This is a genomic window from Cupriavidus sp. CP313, from assembly GCF_054072015.1.
The window spans coordinates 202,594-218,103 of sequence record NZ_JBSVZB010000004.1 but is presented as its reverse complement, the minus strand read 5'-3'; the positions used below and the strand labels follow the sequence as shown (position 1 = coordinate 218,103).

The window sequence follows — 15,510 nt, the reverse complement described above, 5'->3', positions numbered from 1 at the left end:
CAGGTGCTGCATCGCGCATTGGCCGCGGCATCGATGAAATGAAAAATTTCATTTCTGAAATTCGATAGGCTGGCCTCGGAAGAAAATCCTCCACCAAATCAAAGGGATGGTGCCTGAATCGGCCGTGGCCCGCTTCTTGCGGCAGCAGGCCGGGATGGGCGCGTATTTCATCGTGCCTGCAAACCTGCCGTCGCCCTGGCCATCGCGCTGCGTCGTGGGCAGGCGAACCTGGTCTTGAAGAGGAAGGCACCACGATGTACTACGGAAGAAATGGAGCCCGCGCGCACAGCCGCGAGCTTGCCGGAGATGGCGATCAGCCGCTTGCCGGCCAGAACCGAAGCGAGCATGGCGATCGGGACCAGCCATCGCCAAAGCGAGCCAACTGGGCGTGGGCCGCTGCATCGGCGCACTATGACTGGATGGACTCGCACGCCCCATTTGCCCATTGCGACTAGCGGCCCGGGCAAGCCTTGCGCCCGTGCTGCATCCCTGATCACCTGACCCTGCCGTGGCGGTTGCGCACGGCTGGTTCGTTTCCCTGCATCCCATGGACTACGCCCCTATCCGCTCCCTGCTGATTGCCAACCGTTCCGAGATCGCGATTCGCGTGATGCGCGCGGCCGCCGAGATGAACGTGCGCACGGTGGCGATCTATTCGAAGGAAGACCGCCTCGCGCTCCATCGCTTCAAGGCGGATGAGAGCTACCTGGTCGGCGAGGGCAAGAAGCCGCTGGCGGCTTACCTCGACATCGACGACATCCTGCGCATTGCCAGGCAGGCGAAGGTCGACGCCATTCATCCGGGCTATGGCTTCCTTTCGGAAAACCCGGACTTCGCGCAGGCCGTGATCGACGCGGGAATCCGCTGGATCGGCCCGTCGCCCGAGGTCATGCGCAAGCTTGGCAACAAGGTGGCGGCGCGCAACGCGGCGATCGAGGCGGGCGTGCCGGTGATGCCGGCAACCGATCCGCTGCCGCATGACCTGGAAACGTGCAAGCGCCTGGCCGCCGGCGTCGGCTATCCGCTGATGCTCAAGGCAAGCTGGGGCGGCGGCGGGCGCGGCATGCGGGTTTTGGAAAGCGAGCAGGACCTTGAGGGGGCGCTCGCCGCGGCGCGGCGCGAAGCGCTGGCCGCGTTCGGCAACGACGAGGTGTATGTCGAAAAGCTGGTGCGCAACGCGCGCCATGTCGAAGTGCAGGTGCTCGGCGACACGCACGGCAACCTCGTGCATCTCTATGAGCGCGACTGTACCGTGCAGCGGCGCAACCAGAAGGTGGTGGAGCGCGCGCCCGCGCCGTACCTCGACGATGCCGGCCGGGCCGCGCTGTGCGAATCGGCCCTGCGGCTGATGCGCGCGGTCGGCTACACCCATGCCGGTACGGTCGAATTCCTGATGGATGCCGATTCCGGCCAGTTCTACTTCATCGAGGTCAACCCGCGCATCCAGGTGGAGCACACGGTCACGGAGATGGTCACCGGGATCGATATCGTCAAGGCGCAGATCCGCGTGACGGAAGGCGGCCATATCGGCATGACCGAGAACACGCGCAATGAAGCCGGCGAGATCGTCGTGCGCGCCGCGGGCGTGCCGGTGCAGGAAGCGATTTCGCTCAACGGTCATGCGCTGCAATGCCGGATCACCACCGAAGACCCGGAGAACGGCTTCCTGCCGGACTACGGCCGCCTCACCGCCTACCGCAGCGCGGCAGGCTTCGGCGTGCGCCTGGACGCCGGTACCGCCTATGGCGGCGCGGTGATCACGCCGTACTACGATTCGCTGCTGGTCAAGGTCACCACCTGGGCGCCGACCGCGCCCGAATCGATCCGACGCATGGACCGTGCGCTGCGCGAGTTCCGCATCCGCGGCGTCGCGTCCAACCTGCAGTTTCTCGAGAACGTCATCAACCATCCCGCGTTCCGGTCCGGCGACGTCACCACGCGCTTTATCGACCTGACGCCGGAACTGCTGGCGTTCACCAAGCGCCTGGACCGCGCCACCAAGCTGCTGCGTTACCTGGGCGAGGTCAGCGTCAACGGGCACCCGGAGATGAGCGGCCGCACGCTGCCATCGCTGCCGCTGCCCACACCGGTCCTGCCCGCCTTCGACACCAGCGGTGCGCTGCCCTACGGTACGCGCGACCGGCTGCGCGAGCTGGGCGCGGAGAAGTTCTCGCGCTGGATGCTGGAGCAGAAGCAGGTGCTGCTGACCGATACCACCATGCGCGACGCGCACCAGTCGCTGTTCGCCACGCGCATGCGTACCGCCGACATGCTGCCGATCGCGCCGTTCTATGCGCGCGAACTGTCGCAGCTGTTCTCGCTGGAGTGTTGGGGCGGCGCCACCTTCGACGTGGCGCTGCGCTTCCTCAAGGAAGACCCGTGGCAGCGCCTTGAGCAACTGCGCGAGCGCGTGCCCAACGTGCTGTTCCAGATGCTGCTGCGCGGATCCAATGCGGTCGGCTACACCAACTATGCCGACAACGTGGTGCGCTTCTTCGTGCGCCAGGCGGCCAGCGCCGGCGTGGATGTGTTCCGCGTGTTCGATTCACTGAACTGGGTGCGCAACATGCGGGTCGCGATCGATGCCGTCGGCGAAAGCGGCGCGCTGTGCGAAGGCGCGATCTGCTATACCGGCGACCTGTTCGACAAGTCGCGCGCCAAGTACGACCTGAAGTACTACGTCGGCATCGCGCGCGAGCTGAAGCAGGCCGGCGTGCATGTGCTGGGCATCAAGGACATGGCAGGCATCTGCCGTCCGCAGGCCGCGGCGGCACTGGTCAGGGCGCTCAAGGAAGAGACCGGGCTGCCGGTGCATTTCCATACCCACGACACCAGCGGCATCTCGGCCGCTTCGGCACTGGCCGCGATCGAGGCCGGCTGCGATGCGGTCGACGGCGCGCTCGACGCCATGAGCGGGCTGACCTCGCAACCCAACCTGTCGAGCATCGCCGCGGCCCTGGCCGGCAGCGAGCGCGATCCCGGCCTCAGCCTGGAGCGCCTGCACGAAGCGTCGATGTACTGGGAAGGGGTGCGCCGCTACTACGCGCCGTTCGAATCCGAAATCCGCGCCGGCACTGCCGACGTGTACCGCCACGAGATGCCCGGCGGCCAGTACACCAACCTGCGCGAGCAGGCGCGCTCGCTCGGCATCGAGCATCGCTGGACCGAGGTGTCGCGTGCCTATGCCGAGGTCAACCAGATGTTCGGCGACATCGTCAAGGTGACGCCGACGTCCAAGGTGGTCGGCGACCTGGCATTGATGATGGTGGCCAACGACCTGAGCGCCGCCGACGTGTGCGATCCGGCCAAGGAAACCGCCTTCCCTGAATCGGTGGTGTCGCTGTTCAAGGGCGAACTGGGCTTTCCGCCCGACGGCTTCCCCGCGGAACTGTCGCGCAAGGTGCTGCGCGGCGAGCCGCCCGCGCCGTACCGGCCCGGCGACCGGATCCCGCCGGTCGACCTCGACGCGGCGCGCGCCGCGGGCGAAGCAGCGTGCGAACAGCCGCTCGACGACCGCCAGCTGGCTTCATACCTGATGTACCCGAAGCAGGCCGGCGAGTACCACGCGCATGTGCGCAACTACAGCGATACCTCGGTGGTACCCACGCCGGCATACCTGTACGGCCTGCAGCCGCAGGAAGAAGTGGCCATCGACATCGCCGCCGGCAAGACTTTGCTGGTCTCGCTGCAAGGCACGCACCCCGATGCCGAAGAGGGTCTGATCAAGGTCCAGTTCGAGCTGAACGGGCAGTCGCGCACCGCGCTGGTCGAGCAGCGCAGCACCACGCAAGCGGCGGCGGCGCGCCACCGCCGTCCGGTTGCCGAGCCCGACAACCCGCTGCATGTCGCCGCGCCCATGCCTGGCTCGATCGTGACGGTCGCGGTGCAGCCGGGGCAGCGCGTGGCCGCGGGCACGACGCTGCTGGCGCTGGAAGCGATGAAGATGGAAACCCATATCGCGGCGGACCGTGACTGCGAAATCGCCGCGGTCCATGTTCAACAGGGGGATCGCGTGGCTGCGAAGGATCTGCTGATCGAACTGAAGGATTGACGTTGGCTGGCAGGCGCAGGCTCCGATTCGCATCCTGCAGGGAACCGTCCGGCACTTCCACCACGCGGTGCAGATAGATTCCCGGCTACGTGCAGTTGTCGCGGTACGCCTGCTGCAGTTGCTTGCGCGTCTTGTCGCGTTCGATCTTGGGGATGGTGCGGCCCTGCGCGGTCTGGGTGCCAGGGCCGGATGATTGGTAGGAGCGCTTCTTGGAGGTGGCGTTGTATTGCTCCTTCAGGGCTTCGCACTTGGCGCGCGCGGCCTCTTCAGGATCGGGCGAGGCAGCTGACGGGGGGCGATAGGGACTGGCCCCGCCTTGCACCGCTTCCGATATGGCGCCGGCGGCACCGTCTGCCGGTGCGGGCTGCGCCAGGGCAGGCGAGGCCCACACCAGGGCCAGCAGGCCGGTTGCCAGGCATCTCGTCGATATCGGCATCATGTCTCTCCCCGGTGCAAAGGCATTCCGCTGGGCGCGGGAACCCTGTCGGACTACAGGCTGGCTTGCCAGACCATCATATGTCCCATTACCGGGATTGTCAGAAGCGAATGACCCAGGCTAGCCAGGGCGGGAGCGCGGTGCGGCAAGCAGGCAGCATTGCATTGCAGCATCCGAGGTGCTTCGCGGCATCCCGACCAGGGCGTTCCAGGGCAGACTGATCCACTTCTTTCTTTGATCCGGCGGGGCGGTACCTTCTATAGTCCATGTATGCCAAGGAGATGCCCCCCATGGAGCCTCAGAACCTGACCCCCGCCGCGGAGCGTGAAGCCGACAAGGCACCCGGGTGGTTGCGCTGGCTCCCCGGGGTCCTGGTATTGAAGTCATATCAACCGGGCTGGCTGCCGAAAGACCTCGCCGCCGGGCTGGTGCTCACGACCATGCTGGTGCCGGTCGGCATCGCCTACGCCGAAGCCTCCGGCGTGCCCGGTGTCTACGGGCTCTACGCCACCATGATCCCGCTGCTGGTGTATGCCATGCTTGGCCCGAGCCGGATCCTCGTGCTGGGCCCGGATTCGGCCCTGGCGGCGCCGATCCTGGCGGTGGTGTTGCAGGTCTCCGGTGGCGATCCGGGGCGCGCCATCATGGTGGCCAGCATGATGGCGATCGTGTCGGGCGTGGTCTGCATCGTGATGGGACTGATGCGCCTGGGCTTCATTACCGAACTGCTTTCCAAGCCTATCCGCTATGGCTATATGAACGGGATCGCGCTCACGGTGCTGGTCAGCCAGTTGCCGAAGCTGTTCGCCATCAAGCTAGAAGAAGCCGGTCCGCTGCGGGACATGCTCAACCTGGCCAGCGCGATCCTGGCCGGGCAAACCAACTGGTACAGCTTCGCGGTTGGCGCCGGCAGCCTGGTGCTGATCCTGTTGCTGAAGCGCTTCGAGCGCGTTCCCGGCATCCTGATTGCCGTGGTCCTGGCCACGCTGGCGGTCAGCCTATTCAACCTGGACCAGGCCGGCGTGAAAGTGCTGGGCAAGACCCCGCAAGGCCTGCCGGGCTTTGTCGTGCCCTGGGTGAGCGGTGCGGACCTGGTGGCGATCCTGCTGGGCGGCATTGCCGTCGCGCTGATTTCGTTCGCGGATACCAGCGTGCTGTCGCGCACCTTTGCCGCCCGCACCAACACCCGTGTCGACCCGAACCAGGAAATGGTCGGCCTGGGCGCCGCCAACCTGGCCGCGGGATTCTTCCAGGGCTTTCCGATCAGCAGCAGCTCGTCCCGGACGCCAGTGGCCGAAGCCGCGGGCGCGAAGACCCAGCTCACCGGTGTCGTGGGCGCACTGGCCGTGGCGCTGCTGCTGATGTTCGCGCCCAACCTGCTGCAGTACCTGCCAAACAGCGCGCTGGCCGCGGTGGTGATCGCGGCGGTCATCGGCCTGTTTGAGTTCGCGGACCTGAAGCGCATCTATCGCATCCAGCAGTGGGAGTTCTGGCTGTCGATGGTCTGCTTTGCCGCGGTCGCCGTGTTCGGGGCGATCCCGGGGATCATCCTGGCCGTGGTCCTCGCCGTGATCGAATTTCTGTGGGACGGCTGGCGGCCGCACTACGCCGTGCTCGGCCGCGTCGAGGGCCTGCGGGGATACCACGACACCAAGCGCTACCCTGATGCCGAGCGCATCGACGGCCTGCTGCTGTTCCGCTGGGATGCGCCGCTGTTCTTCGCCAATGCCGAGCTGTTCCAGGAGCGCCTGATCGAAGCGATCGACGAATCGCCGACAGCCGTGCGCAGGGTGGTGGTGGCGGCCGAACCGGTGACCAGTGTCGATGTCACCTCGGCCGACATGCTGCGCGAACTGAGCCGCACCCTGCGCGAGCGTGGCATCGCCCTGCATTTTGCCGAGATGAAGGACCCGGTGCGCGACAAGCTCAAGCGCTTCGAGCTGATGGAAGCGATTGGCGACAAGAATTTCCACCCCACGGTGGGCAGTGCGGTGGATGACTATCTCGGCGAACCAGCCTGAAGCCGCGCGGGCGCGGCCCAGGCTGGTTGCGCCGCGCGCCGGCTATTCCAGCCGGAACCCGGTCTGCTTGATGGCGAGCGCCCATCTCTTCTGCTCGGCCGCCATGAAGCTCGCAAACTGGTCCGGAGAGCTCTGGCCGGCCGGCTCATAGCCCTTGCTGAGCAGCTGCTGGCGCACGCCCGGCGCATTCAGGGCCTTGTCGATCTCCTTGCCCAGCAGCGCCACGATCTCCTTGGGCGTGCCGGCAGGCGCCACCAGGCCATACCATTCGCTGGCCTCGATGCCCGGGAAGCCGGCTTCGGCCATGGTCGGCACGTCGGGGAACAACGGCAGCCGCTGCTTGCTGGCCACGGCGACGCCCTTGAGCTGCCCGCCCTTGACGAACGGCATCACCGCCGGCACGCCGTGGAACATCATCTGGATATGGCCGCCCACCATGTCGGTCAGCGCCTGCGGTCCGCCCTTGTACGGCGCGTGCACGATGTTGATATGGGCGGTTTCCTTGAACACCTCGCTGATCACGTTCTGCTGGGTGCCCGGGCCGACCGATGCATAGCTGAGCTTGCCGGGCTCCGCCTTGGCACGCGCCACCAGTTCCTTGACCGAGCCGCCCACGGACGGTTTGACCACCAGCATGTACGGTGAGCTTGCCATCAGTCCAAGGGGCGCGAAGTCCTTGCCCATGTCGAAGGGCAGGTTCTTGTGCAGGCTGGCATTGATCGCCATCGGCGCGCTGGCGACCAGCAGCGTGTAGCCGTCGGGGGCGGCCTTGGCGCCCATGCCGGCGCCGATATTGCCGGTCGCCCCGGGCCGGTTGTCGACCACGACTTGCTGGCCCAGGCTGGCCGTCATTTTCTCGGCCACGGTGCGGGTGACGGCATCGACGCCGCCGCCGGCCGGCCACGGCACGATGATGCGGATCGGCCGGTTGGGATAGCCGCCTTGTGCCAGCGCGCCGGTGGCGCAGGCAGCCAGTGCGATCGCGCCCAGGGTACGGCCAAAACGGTTCAGTACGGATTTCATCTGTTGTCTCCTCGCTGTCTCTGACGGGCCCCGGTGAAGGTGACGGGGCCTTCGTTGGTTCAGTCTTTGGTTTATGCCGCTTCAGTGGCTTTGATTTGTCCCGGCTGCGCGCCCCCTTGCTGCCATTGCGCCATCAGCCGATCCCAGCGCGTGCGCGTGGCCGCCAGGTTGCGCGCCTTGATGTGGCCGTAGCCGCGGATCTCCTGCGGCAGCCGGGCAATCTCCAGCGCCAGCTCGAGGTTGTGCGCGGAAAGTGCCGGCAGCAAGGCTTCCACGCTGCACCGGAATTCACCGATCAGGGCCCGCTCCTCCTTGCGCTCCAGGGTGTAGCCGAAAGGATCGAATGCCGTGCCGCGCAGGCCCTTGAAGCGGGCCAGTACGCCGAACGCGGTGCGCATCCACGGGCCATAGGCGCCTTTCACCAGTTCGCCGGCCTGGTTCTTCCTCGCAAACAGGGGAGGGGCCAGGTGGTGCACCAGCCGGACCTTGCCTTCGAACATCGAGGCGATCTGCTGGCGGAATGCGGCGCCGGTATGCAGGCGAGCCACCTCATATTCGTCTTTATAGGCCATCAGCTTGAACAGCGAGCGGGCCACGGCTTCAGTCAGGCGGGTGCCGCCGACGACCGATTCCGCCGCCTTCACGCGGCCCACGAACGACTCGTATTGCGCCGCATAGGCCCGGTTCTGGTAGCCGGTCAGGAATTCGGCGTGCTTCTTCATCAGTTCCTCGACCGGGACCTTGCGCACGAACTGGATTACCTGAGAGCCGGCTGGCTGCGCGGGTATCTTCGACATATCGTGGGCGCACAGCCGGCCCCATTCGAAGGCAGCCTTGTTGCTGTCGACCTGCACGCCGTTGAGCTCGATGGCGCGCATCAGCGCCGCGTGCGACAGCGGCACCTTGCCCTTCTGCCAGGCATAGCCGAGCAGCAGCAGGTTGGCGTAGATCGACTGGCCAAGCACCTGTTTCGCCACCTGTTCAGCATCGAAGCTGGCCAGCTGGCCGTCGCCGACGGACTGCGCGATCCGGGCCACGGCTTCGCCGGTCTGCGGGTCCCAGTCCGGGTTGCGGACAAAGGCCGCGGTCGGGGTGAGATGGCTGTTCAGCACCACATAGGTCCGCGCCGGCGACATCGCGGCCAGCGAGGTCTTGCTGGCGGCGACCACGGTATCGCAGGCGATCACCAGGTCGGCCATGGCCATGTCGACGCGGCTCGTATGCAGGGCGTCCGGGCTGGCGGCGATCTGGATGTGGCTCCAGGTGGCGCCGCCCATCTGCGCCATGCCGGTCGCGTCCTGGGTGATCACGCCCTTGCCTTCCAGGTGGGCGGCCATGCCCAGCACGCCGCCGATGGTGACGATGCCGGTGCCGCCGATCCCCGCCACCACGATGCGCTGCGGCTTGCGGGCATCCGGCAGCGTGGGCATCGGGATGGCCGGCGGCGTGGCGCGGTCGCTCGCGGTGGTGGCGGGCGTCTTCAGCTGGCCGCCTTCGACCGTGACAAAGCTCGGGCAGAAGCCCTTGGTGCAGGAGAAGTCCTTGTTGCAGGTGTCCTGGTTGACCTTGCGCTTGCGCCCGAAGTCGGTTTCCACCGGGTGCACCGCCAGGCAGTTGCTTTGCACGGAGCAGTCGCCGCAGCCTTCGCACACCAGTTCGTTGATGACCACGCGCTTGGCCGGATCGACCATGGTGCCGCGCTTGCGCTCGCGGCGCTTCTTGGTGGCGCAGGCCTGGTCGTAGATGATCACGGTTACGCCCGCCACCTCGCGCAACTCGCGCTGCACGGTATCGAGCTCGTCGCGGTGGCGCACGGTGACGCCGGCGGCGAGGTTGTCGACACCCTTGTACTTGCCCGGCTCGTCCGTGACCACGACGATCTGCCGCGCGCCTTCAGCGGCCAGTTCGCGGGTCATCGCCGGTACGTCGAGCTGGCCGTCCACCGGCTGCCCGCCAGTCATGGCCACGGCGCTGTTGAACAGGATCTTGTAGGTCAGGTTCACGCCGGCATGGATCGACTGGCGCACCGCCAGCAGGCCGGAGTGGTTGTAGGTACCGTCGCCCAGGTTGGCGAACATGTGGGTGCGCTTGCTGAAGGGCGCCTGGCCCATCCAGTGCACACCTTCGCCGCCCATCTGCGACCAGGACGTGGTCGAGCGGTCCATCCACACCACCATGCCGTGGCAGCCGATGCCGGCGGTTGCGACCGAGCCTTCCGGCACCTGGGTGCTGGTGTTGTGCGGGCAGCCCGGGCAGAACCAGGGCAGGCGGTCGGTGGCGCGCGCATCGCCCAGGCCGGTGGCGCGTTCCTTTGCTTCGATTTCCTGCAGGCGCACATCCATGCGCGCGGCCACGTCGGCCGGCACGCCCAGCGCCTTGAGCCGCTGCGCGATTGCCTTGGCTACCAGCGCGGGCGAGAGATCGGCCTTGGCGCGCAGCAGCCAGTCCTCGGCGGGCTTGCGGTGGCTCCATTCGCCGCCGGCGCCGTCGGCGTGGTGGTACTTGCCGAAGACGGCCGGGCGCGCCGCGGGCGGGTAGTGGTACAGCTCGTCCTTCAGCTGCTGTTCGATGATGGGACGCTTCTCCTCGACCACCAGGATTTCGCGCAGCCCGCGCGCAAAGTCGCGCACGCTGTCGGGCTCCAGCGGCCATACCACGCTGACCTTGTGCAGCCGGATGCCGAGCGCGCGGCAGGTGGCATCGTCAAGCCCGAGGTCGAGCAGGGCCTGGCGCGTGTCGCTGTAGGCCTTGCCGCTGGCGATGATGCCGAGGCGGTCGCCGGATCCCTCGATCACGTTGCGGTTCAGGCGGTTGGCGCGCACATAGGCGAGCGCGGCCGGCCACTTGAACTCCATCATGCGCGCCTCGGCCGCGAGCGGATCGTCGGGCCAGCGGATATGCAGGCCGCCATCGGGCAGGGCGAAGTCTTCCGGCAGCAGGATGCGCACGCGATCCGAGTCGGTGATCACCGAGGCGCCCGATTCCACCACCTCCTGCACGGTCTTCATGCCGGCCCACAGCCCGCTGAAACGGCTCATGGCCAGGGCATGCACGCCCAGGTCGAGGATGTCCTGCACATTGGACGGGAAGAACACCGGCAGCCCGCACGCCATGAAGGTGTGGTCGCTCTGGTGGGCCAGCGTGCTGCTCTTGGAGACGTGGTCGTCGCCGGCGAGCGCGATCACGCCACCCAGCGGCGAGGTGCCGGCGAGGTTGGCATGCTTGAGCGCATCGCCGCTGCGGTCGACGCCGGGGCCCTTGCCATACCAGATGCCAAACACGCCGTCGTAGCGCTTGCTGGCGGCATCGAAGTCCAGTTGCTGCGAGCCCCAGACCGCCGTGACGCCGAGTTCTTCGTTGACGCCGGGTTTGAAGACCACGTGGTTGTCGGCAAGATGCTTCTTGGCCTGCCACAGCGCCTGGTCATAGGTGCCGAGGGGCGATCCGCGGTAGCCGGAAATAAAGGCGGCGGTGTTGTGGCCAGCCGCGACATCGCGCTTGCGCTGCAACAGCGGCAGGCGTACCAGCGCCTGCACGCCACTCATGTAGGCACGGCCGGCATCCAGCGCGTACTTGTCGTCGATCGACACGGCTTGCAGGGCCTGCCGGGCTGCGTCGGGGAGGATTGGAGCATTCATAAGGGCGGTTTCAGGCAAACAGGGTTGAGCGGGGGCTGCCGGCGTGCGTTGGCACCCGGATTCCTGGCAATACTGGTGACGGAAGCGGCGCTAGCCGGGGAGGGGGATGCCGAGGGCCCGGCCGAGCGCGCCCAGTTCCCGCACGACCGCGTCGGGCAAGGCGATGCCCTGCTCGCGGCCTTCGCGTTCGAGCGCTTCGCCACGGTGTCCGGGTAGCCGGGCGTCGGCGCCGCCGGCGGCAAGATAGTTGCCGGTCCACTGCGCCATGTAGTCGGCGAACAGCTCCTTGCCGGCGAAGGCGTCCGGCTTGACCAGCCAGACAAAACCGCCCTGGCGGCCAACCGCGCCGGCGCCGGAGACGGTGTTGCGCGCGGGAGAAAGCGAGTCCGCGGTGGCGGCCATGGCGCCGGCCAGGCACTCCACCATCATGGCGATGCCGATGCCCTTGTGCCCGCCAGTGGGCAGCAGCGAGCCTTCCAGCGCGCGCTGTGCATCGGTGGTCGGGTGGCCGTCGGCGTCGAGCGCCCAGCCCGCGGGAATCGGCTTGCCTTCTCGGGCGGCCAGCAGGATGTGGCCGCGGGCGGCGACGCTGCAGGCGACGTCGAACACGATCGGCGCCGCGCCCGGCAACGGGCAGCCGAAGGCGATGGGGTTATGCCCGATCGCGGCGCGGGCAAAGCCTTCCATGCCCAGCACCGGCGGCGTGCGCTGTCCGACCATGCAGAAGGCACCGGCCTCTGCGGCCAGCAACGCGGGGATGCCCAGCGCGCCGAGATGGCCGCACGATTGCACGGCAACCAGCACTGACGCGCTCGATTGCAGCGCCTCCAGCCCCAGTTGCACGGCGCGCGGGCCCGCGATCTGGCCCATGGCGCCGTCGGCGTCAAGCACGATGCCGCCCGGGAAGGCCTTGTGCGAGATACTGGGGCGCGGGTTGAAATCGCCGGCACGCAGGCGTTCGACGTAGGAGGGGACCCGCGTCAGGCCATGCGTCTTGTAGCCGCGCAGTTCGCTGCGCACCAGCGCGGCGGCGGCTTCCGTCGCGTGGTCGGGCGCGACGCTGCACGACTCGAACACGGCGGCGGTCCAGCGCGCAAGGCTGTCGGTGTTCCAGCGGATACTCATGTCGATTTCTCCCGCACGATCATCAGGCGCTCCGCGAACGGGGCGGCATAGACCGACTGGTAGTAGAGCGGCTGGTCGCGCAGCGTGTAGCCACGCAACTCCATGATGAATGCCGGCGCCTCGGGGTCGAGCCCAAGTTCCTGCGCGGCCACGGCCGGGGCCGGGCCGAAGCGGATCCACTGGTCCACGCGCAGCGTCGGCAGCGACAGGCGCTGGCCGATCAGCTCGCGCAGGTTCTTCTCCAGCGCATCGCGGTCCAGCCCGCCGAGTTGCGCGAAGTCTTCCTCGCGCAGCCAGAACTCGCTGTAGAGGTCGAAGTGGCCGCCGACGCTGATCACGCGCTCGATGCGCACGTAGCCGTCACCGGCGAGGAACTCCGACCACGGTCCCTTGCGCTTGATCCGCTTCACCGAGCGCGCGTGGACGTAGGACGGCAGCTCGTTGCCCTGTTCGTCGCGGAAGCGCAGGTAACGGACATCGGCCGGCGCTACGCGCGTCCCGGAGACAAAGGTGCCCCGTCCCTGTTCGCGCGTGATCAGTCCGGAGTGCGTCAGCCGCGCCAATGCCTTCTGGATCGTGCCGACGCTGACCCCATGGAAGCTGGCGAGCTCGCCTTCGGAGGGCAGGCGGTCGCCCTCGCGCAGTGCGCCGGATTCGATGGAGCGGATGATCGCGTCGGAGACGCTACTAAGTTTGGTCATGGTTGTTCAGAGGCTCAGTGCGAATCGACTGACCGCGGTCTCCCGGATATCGAGCACCTCGCTGGTCAGCCGCGTGCCGGATGCGACGTCCATCGCATAGCCATACAGCTGCTCGCCGAGGTCGGCGATCTTGTCCCCGTTCTGCAGGACTCCGCTTACGTCGAAGTCAATGTTGTCGGCCATGGTGTGCAGGGTATTGACGTTGCCGCACACCTTGACGGTCGGTGCCACCATGCTGCCGATCGGATTGCCCACCCCCGTGCCGAAGAAGGTGAGCTGGCATCCGCCGGCAGCCAGCGCAGTGAGATTTTCCACTGCCGCGGCCGGCGCGTCCATGAAATGCAGCCCCTTCTTCTGCGGTGCCTCGCCGTAGCGCAGCACGCCCACCAGCGGGCTGGTGCCGGCCTTGGCCATCGCGCCCAGCGCCTTCTCCTCGACCGTGGTCAGGCCGCCGCGCTTGTTGTCGGGCGATGGCTGGTCCTCGCGCATGTCGACGCCGCGCGAGATCGCCAGGTTTTCCATGTTGCGCACCGCCGTGACGAAGGCCTCGCGCACCCGGCCATCGGCCGCGCGCTCGGCGAACAGGTGCTCGGCGCCGATGAACTCCGAGGTCTCGGAAATGATCACGGTGCCGCCTCCGGCGACCACCTTGTCGGCCATGCGGCCGATCACCGGATTGCAGCTCAGCCCGGAAGTGGTATCGGAGCCGCCGCACTCGACGCCGATCACCAGCGACGACACCGGGCACGGCACGCGGCGCGCTTTCGACGCGGCCAGCGATAGCCGGCTGGCCTTGCGCGTGCCTTCGGCAATGCACGCGACCGTGCCGTCGGGCTGCAGGTGCACGCATTCGACCGGCTTGCCGGTGCTGCGGATGCGGCGTGCGACCTCTTCCGTCGACGACTCCTCCAGGCCAACCAGCAGCACTGCGGCGATATTGGGATTGCGGCCCAGGCCGGCCAGCGACTCGAACGCGAAATCCAGGTCAGCGCCGAACTGTCCGCGCACGAACAGCGTCGTGACCGGGATGCAGCCGCCCACGGTGCGGGCAATGGTGCGGGTGACCGGATTGCAGTTGTCCATCACGGAGACCACCGCGACCCAGTTGCGCACACCGACCGCGCCGTTCTCGCGCGGGTATCCGAGGAAGGTTGTTGTCATCTGCATTACCCCTTTTGCAGGTCGCCGCGGGCGCGCGCCGACTCGATGTTGTGAACGTGCATGTGTTCGCCGGCGCGCACCGCGCGGCTGGCGCGGCCGATGACCTGGCCGTACTTCAGGATGGTTTCTCCCTCGACCGTGTCGGCGATGCAGATCTTGTGGCCGAACGGCACGTCTTGCAGCAGCACCAGCTTGCCTTGGCGCTCGCCTTGCAGCGCGCAGGCGTCGCCGGCCTGGCCGGCGTCCAGCAGGGTGGCCACATTGTCGGCCGGGTTGAGTACGATGGCTCGGGGCATTGATCAACTCCTGTATAGGTGTTGAGATCAATGTAGGGAGTCGACCGGCATGTAGTCAAGGTTAAATAGGGAAACTCAGCGAAAACCACTACTCCTGCAGTAAAAGTCCTATATAGAAGTTTGTTGACTTCGACCCAGCCGCTGTCTATTGTCATGACAACGGCGATGTTGTCAGCGCCGGAGCCATCGACGCAGTGAACCTAGGAGAGGGCGGACATGAACGTCATGTCACACAAGGAGAAGGTCGCGAAGCTGCAGGGCCTGCGCGCACGGCTGGATCCGCTACAGGACTTCGGCCTGTGGTTCTGGGCGGGCATGACCGCCGGCACCCATGCCGTCAATGCAGCACTGCATCAGGCGGGCATCACGCTTGACGACGACAGGTTCCCGACGCAACCGGGCGTCTACCTGGTGCCGCAGCCCGACGGCAGCCTGAAGCCGGCGTTCCGGCCGCTGGGCGACGTACTGCATGTCGGCCGCCCGAAAGTGGAGGGGCCGGTGCCTGCCGATATCGCCGAGATGATGGAAGCGATGGAGCACATCGAGCACTACCGCGATCCCTGCCTGCGCGAGGGGCTGGCGCCCACCGCCGAGATTGCCGAGGGTTGCGATGCCGCACTGCGCCGCTGCCTGGACTTGCTGGAAGCGCGCCTGGACGGAGACCGCCATGGACATTGAGCAGCACATGGCGATGGCGCGCAGCCTCGAGGCATCGCTGCAGAAGTGCACCAGCGCCGACTACGAGATGACCATCGAAGGCGCGATGCTGGCGGGCACGCACTGGTTGAACGCGCTGCTGCACAAGCTGGGCGCGACGCCGCCGCAGGCAGACGTGTTCCACACCTACTTGCTGACGGTCAATGAATTCCGGCGGCTGGCGGTGGCGGCGGAGAAGCCGCTGCACGCGCTGGCCGCCATTGAAGACACGCGGGCGCCGTTCGTACGCGGCAATCACCCGGGTGGCGAAGCTGCCGCCGAACGGGCGCTGGAGCTGCTGTCGCTGATCCGCGCGACGGCGCTGGGCGTCGCATAGCAAGTACAGACACAGCAAGAGATAC

At 67.1% G+C, this 15,510-nt stretch carries 11 protein-coding genes; 4 read left to right on the top strand and 7 right to left on the bottom strand.

Annotated elements, in window-relative coordinates:
- Positions 1-547: 547 nt before the first annotated feature.
- On the top strand, positions 548-4,051 hold the full coding sequence (locus ACW4E8_RS07530) for a pyruvate carboxylase (RefSeq protein ID WP_456803935.1): 3,504 nt from the start codon (positions 548-550) through the stop codon (positions 4,049-4,051).
- Between the two features lie 85 nt (positions 4,052-4,136).
- Here the strand turns inward: ACW4E8_RS07530 and ACW4E8_RS07525 are convergent, their stop codons facing one another.
- Complete coding sequence (locus tag ACW4E8_RS07525) at positions 4,137-4,487, bottom strand: hypothetical protein (RefSeq protein ID WP_456804106.1); 351 nt, start codon at positions 4,485-4,487, stop codon at positions 4,137-4,139.
- A gap of 290 nt (positions 4,488-4,777) precedes the next feature.
- Here ACW4E8_RS07525 and ACW4E8_RS07520 point away from each other — a divergent pair, with 290 nt between their 5' ends.
- Positions 4,778-6,508 carry a SulP family inorganic anion transporter gene (locus tag ACW4E8_RS07520; protein ID WP_456803934.1) on the top strand — a complete coding sequence of 577 codons (1,731 nt, stop codon included), beginning with the start codon at positions 4,778-4,780 and terminating at the stop codon, positions 6,506-6,508.
- A 42-nt stretch (positions 6,509-6,550) separates the two neighbouring features.
- Here ACW4E8_RS07520 and ACW4E8_RS07515 read toward each other — a convergent pair whose 3' ends face one another.
- From ACW4E8_RS07515 to ACW4E8_RS07490, 6 genes are all read right to left on the bottom strand, one after another.
- Complete coding sequence (locus ACW4E8_RS07515; RefSeq protein ID WP_456803933.1) at positions 6,551-7,531, bottom strand: tripartite tricarboxylate transporter substrate binding protein; 981 nt, start codon at positions 7,529-7,531, stop codon at positions 6,551-6,553.
- A gap of 71 nt (positions 7,532-7,602) precedes the next feature.
- A complete protein-coding gene (locus tag ACW4E8_RS07510; protein ID WP_456803932.1) occupies positions 7,603-11,169 on the bottom strand; it encodes an indolepyruvate ferredoxin oxidoreductase family protein in 3,567 nt (1,188 codons plus the stop codon).
- 90 nt (positions 11,170-11,259) lie between these two features.
- Positions 11,260-12,294, bottom strand: a complete 1,035-nt coding sequence (locus ACW4E8_RS07505) for an Ldh family oxidoreductase (RefSeq protein ID WP_456803931.1) — start codon at positions 12,292-12,294, stop codon at positions 11,260-11,262.
- The gene (locus ACW4E8_RS07500; protein WP_022534325.1) at positions 12,291-12,995 is read right to left on the bottom strand and encodes a GntR family transcriptional regulator; all 705 of its coding nucleotides are present in this window, start codon (positions 12,993-12,995) and stop codon (positions 12,291-12,293) included. The genes ACW4E8_RS07505 and ACW4E8_RS07500 overlap by 4 nt, the downstream gene beginning before the upstream one ends.
- 6 nt (positions 12,996-13,001) lie before the next feature.
- Entirely contained in the window at positions 13,002-14,156 is a 1,155-nt protein-coding gene (locus ACW4E8_RS07495; protein ID WP_456803930.1) for a UxaA family hydrolase, read from the bottom strand.
- 5 nt (positions 14,157-14,161) lie between these two features.
- Entirely contained in the window at positions 14,162-14,452 is a 291-nt protein-coding gene (locus tag ACW4E8_RS07490; protein ID WP_456803929.1) for a UxaA family hydrolase, read from the bottom strand.
- Between the two features lie 216 nt (positions 14,453-14,668).
- On the opposite strand from ACW4E8_RS07490, the gene ACW4E8_RS07485 reads away from it, so the two are divergent.
- Both ACW4E8_RS07485 and ACW4E8_RS07480 read left to right on the top strand, forming a co-directional pair.
- Positions 14,669-15,130 carry a hypothetical protein gene (locus ACW4E8_RS07485; RefSeq protein ID WP_456803928.1) on the top strand — a complete coding sequence of 154 codons (462 nt, stop codon included), beginning with the start codon at positions 14,669-14,671 and terminating at the stop codon, positions 15,128-15,130.
- Positions 15,120-15,485 carry a hypothetical protein gene (locus ACW4E8_RS07480; protein ID WP_456803927.1) on the top strand — a complete coding sequence of 122 codons (366 nt, stop codon included), beginning with the start codon at positions 15,120-15,122 and terminating at the stop codon, positions 15,483-15,485. Before ACW4E8_RS07485 ends, ACW4E8_RS07480 begins: the two co-directional genes overlap by 11 nt.
- The last annotated feature ends 25 nt before the right edge of the window (positions 15,486-15,510 follow it).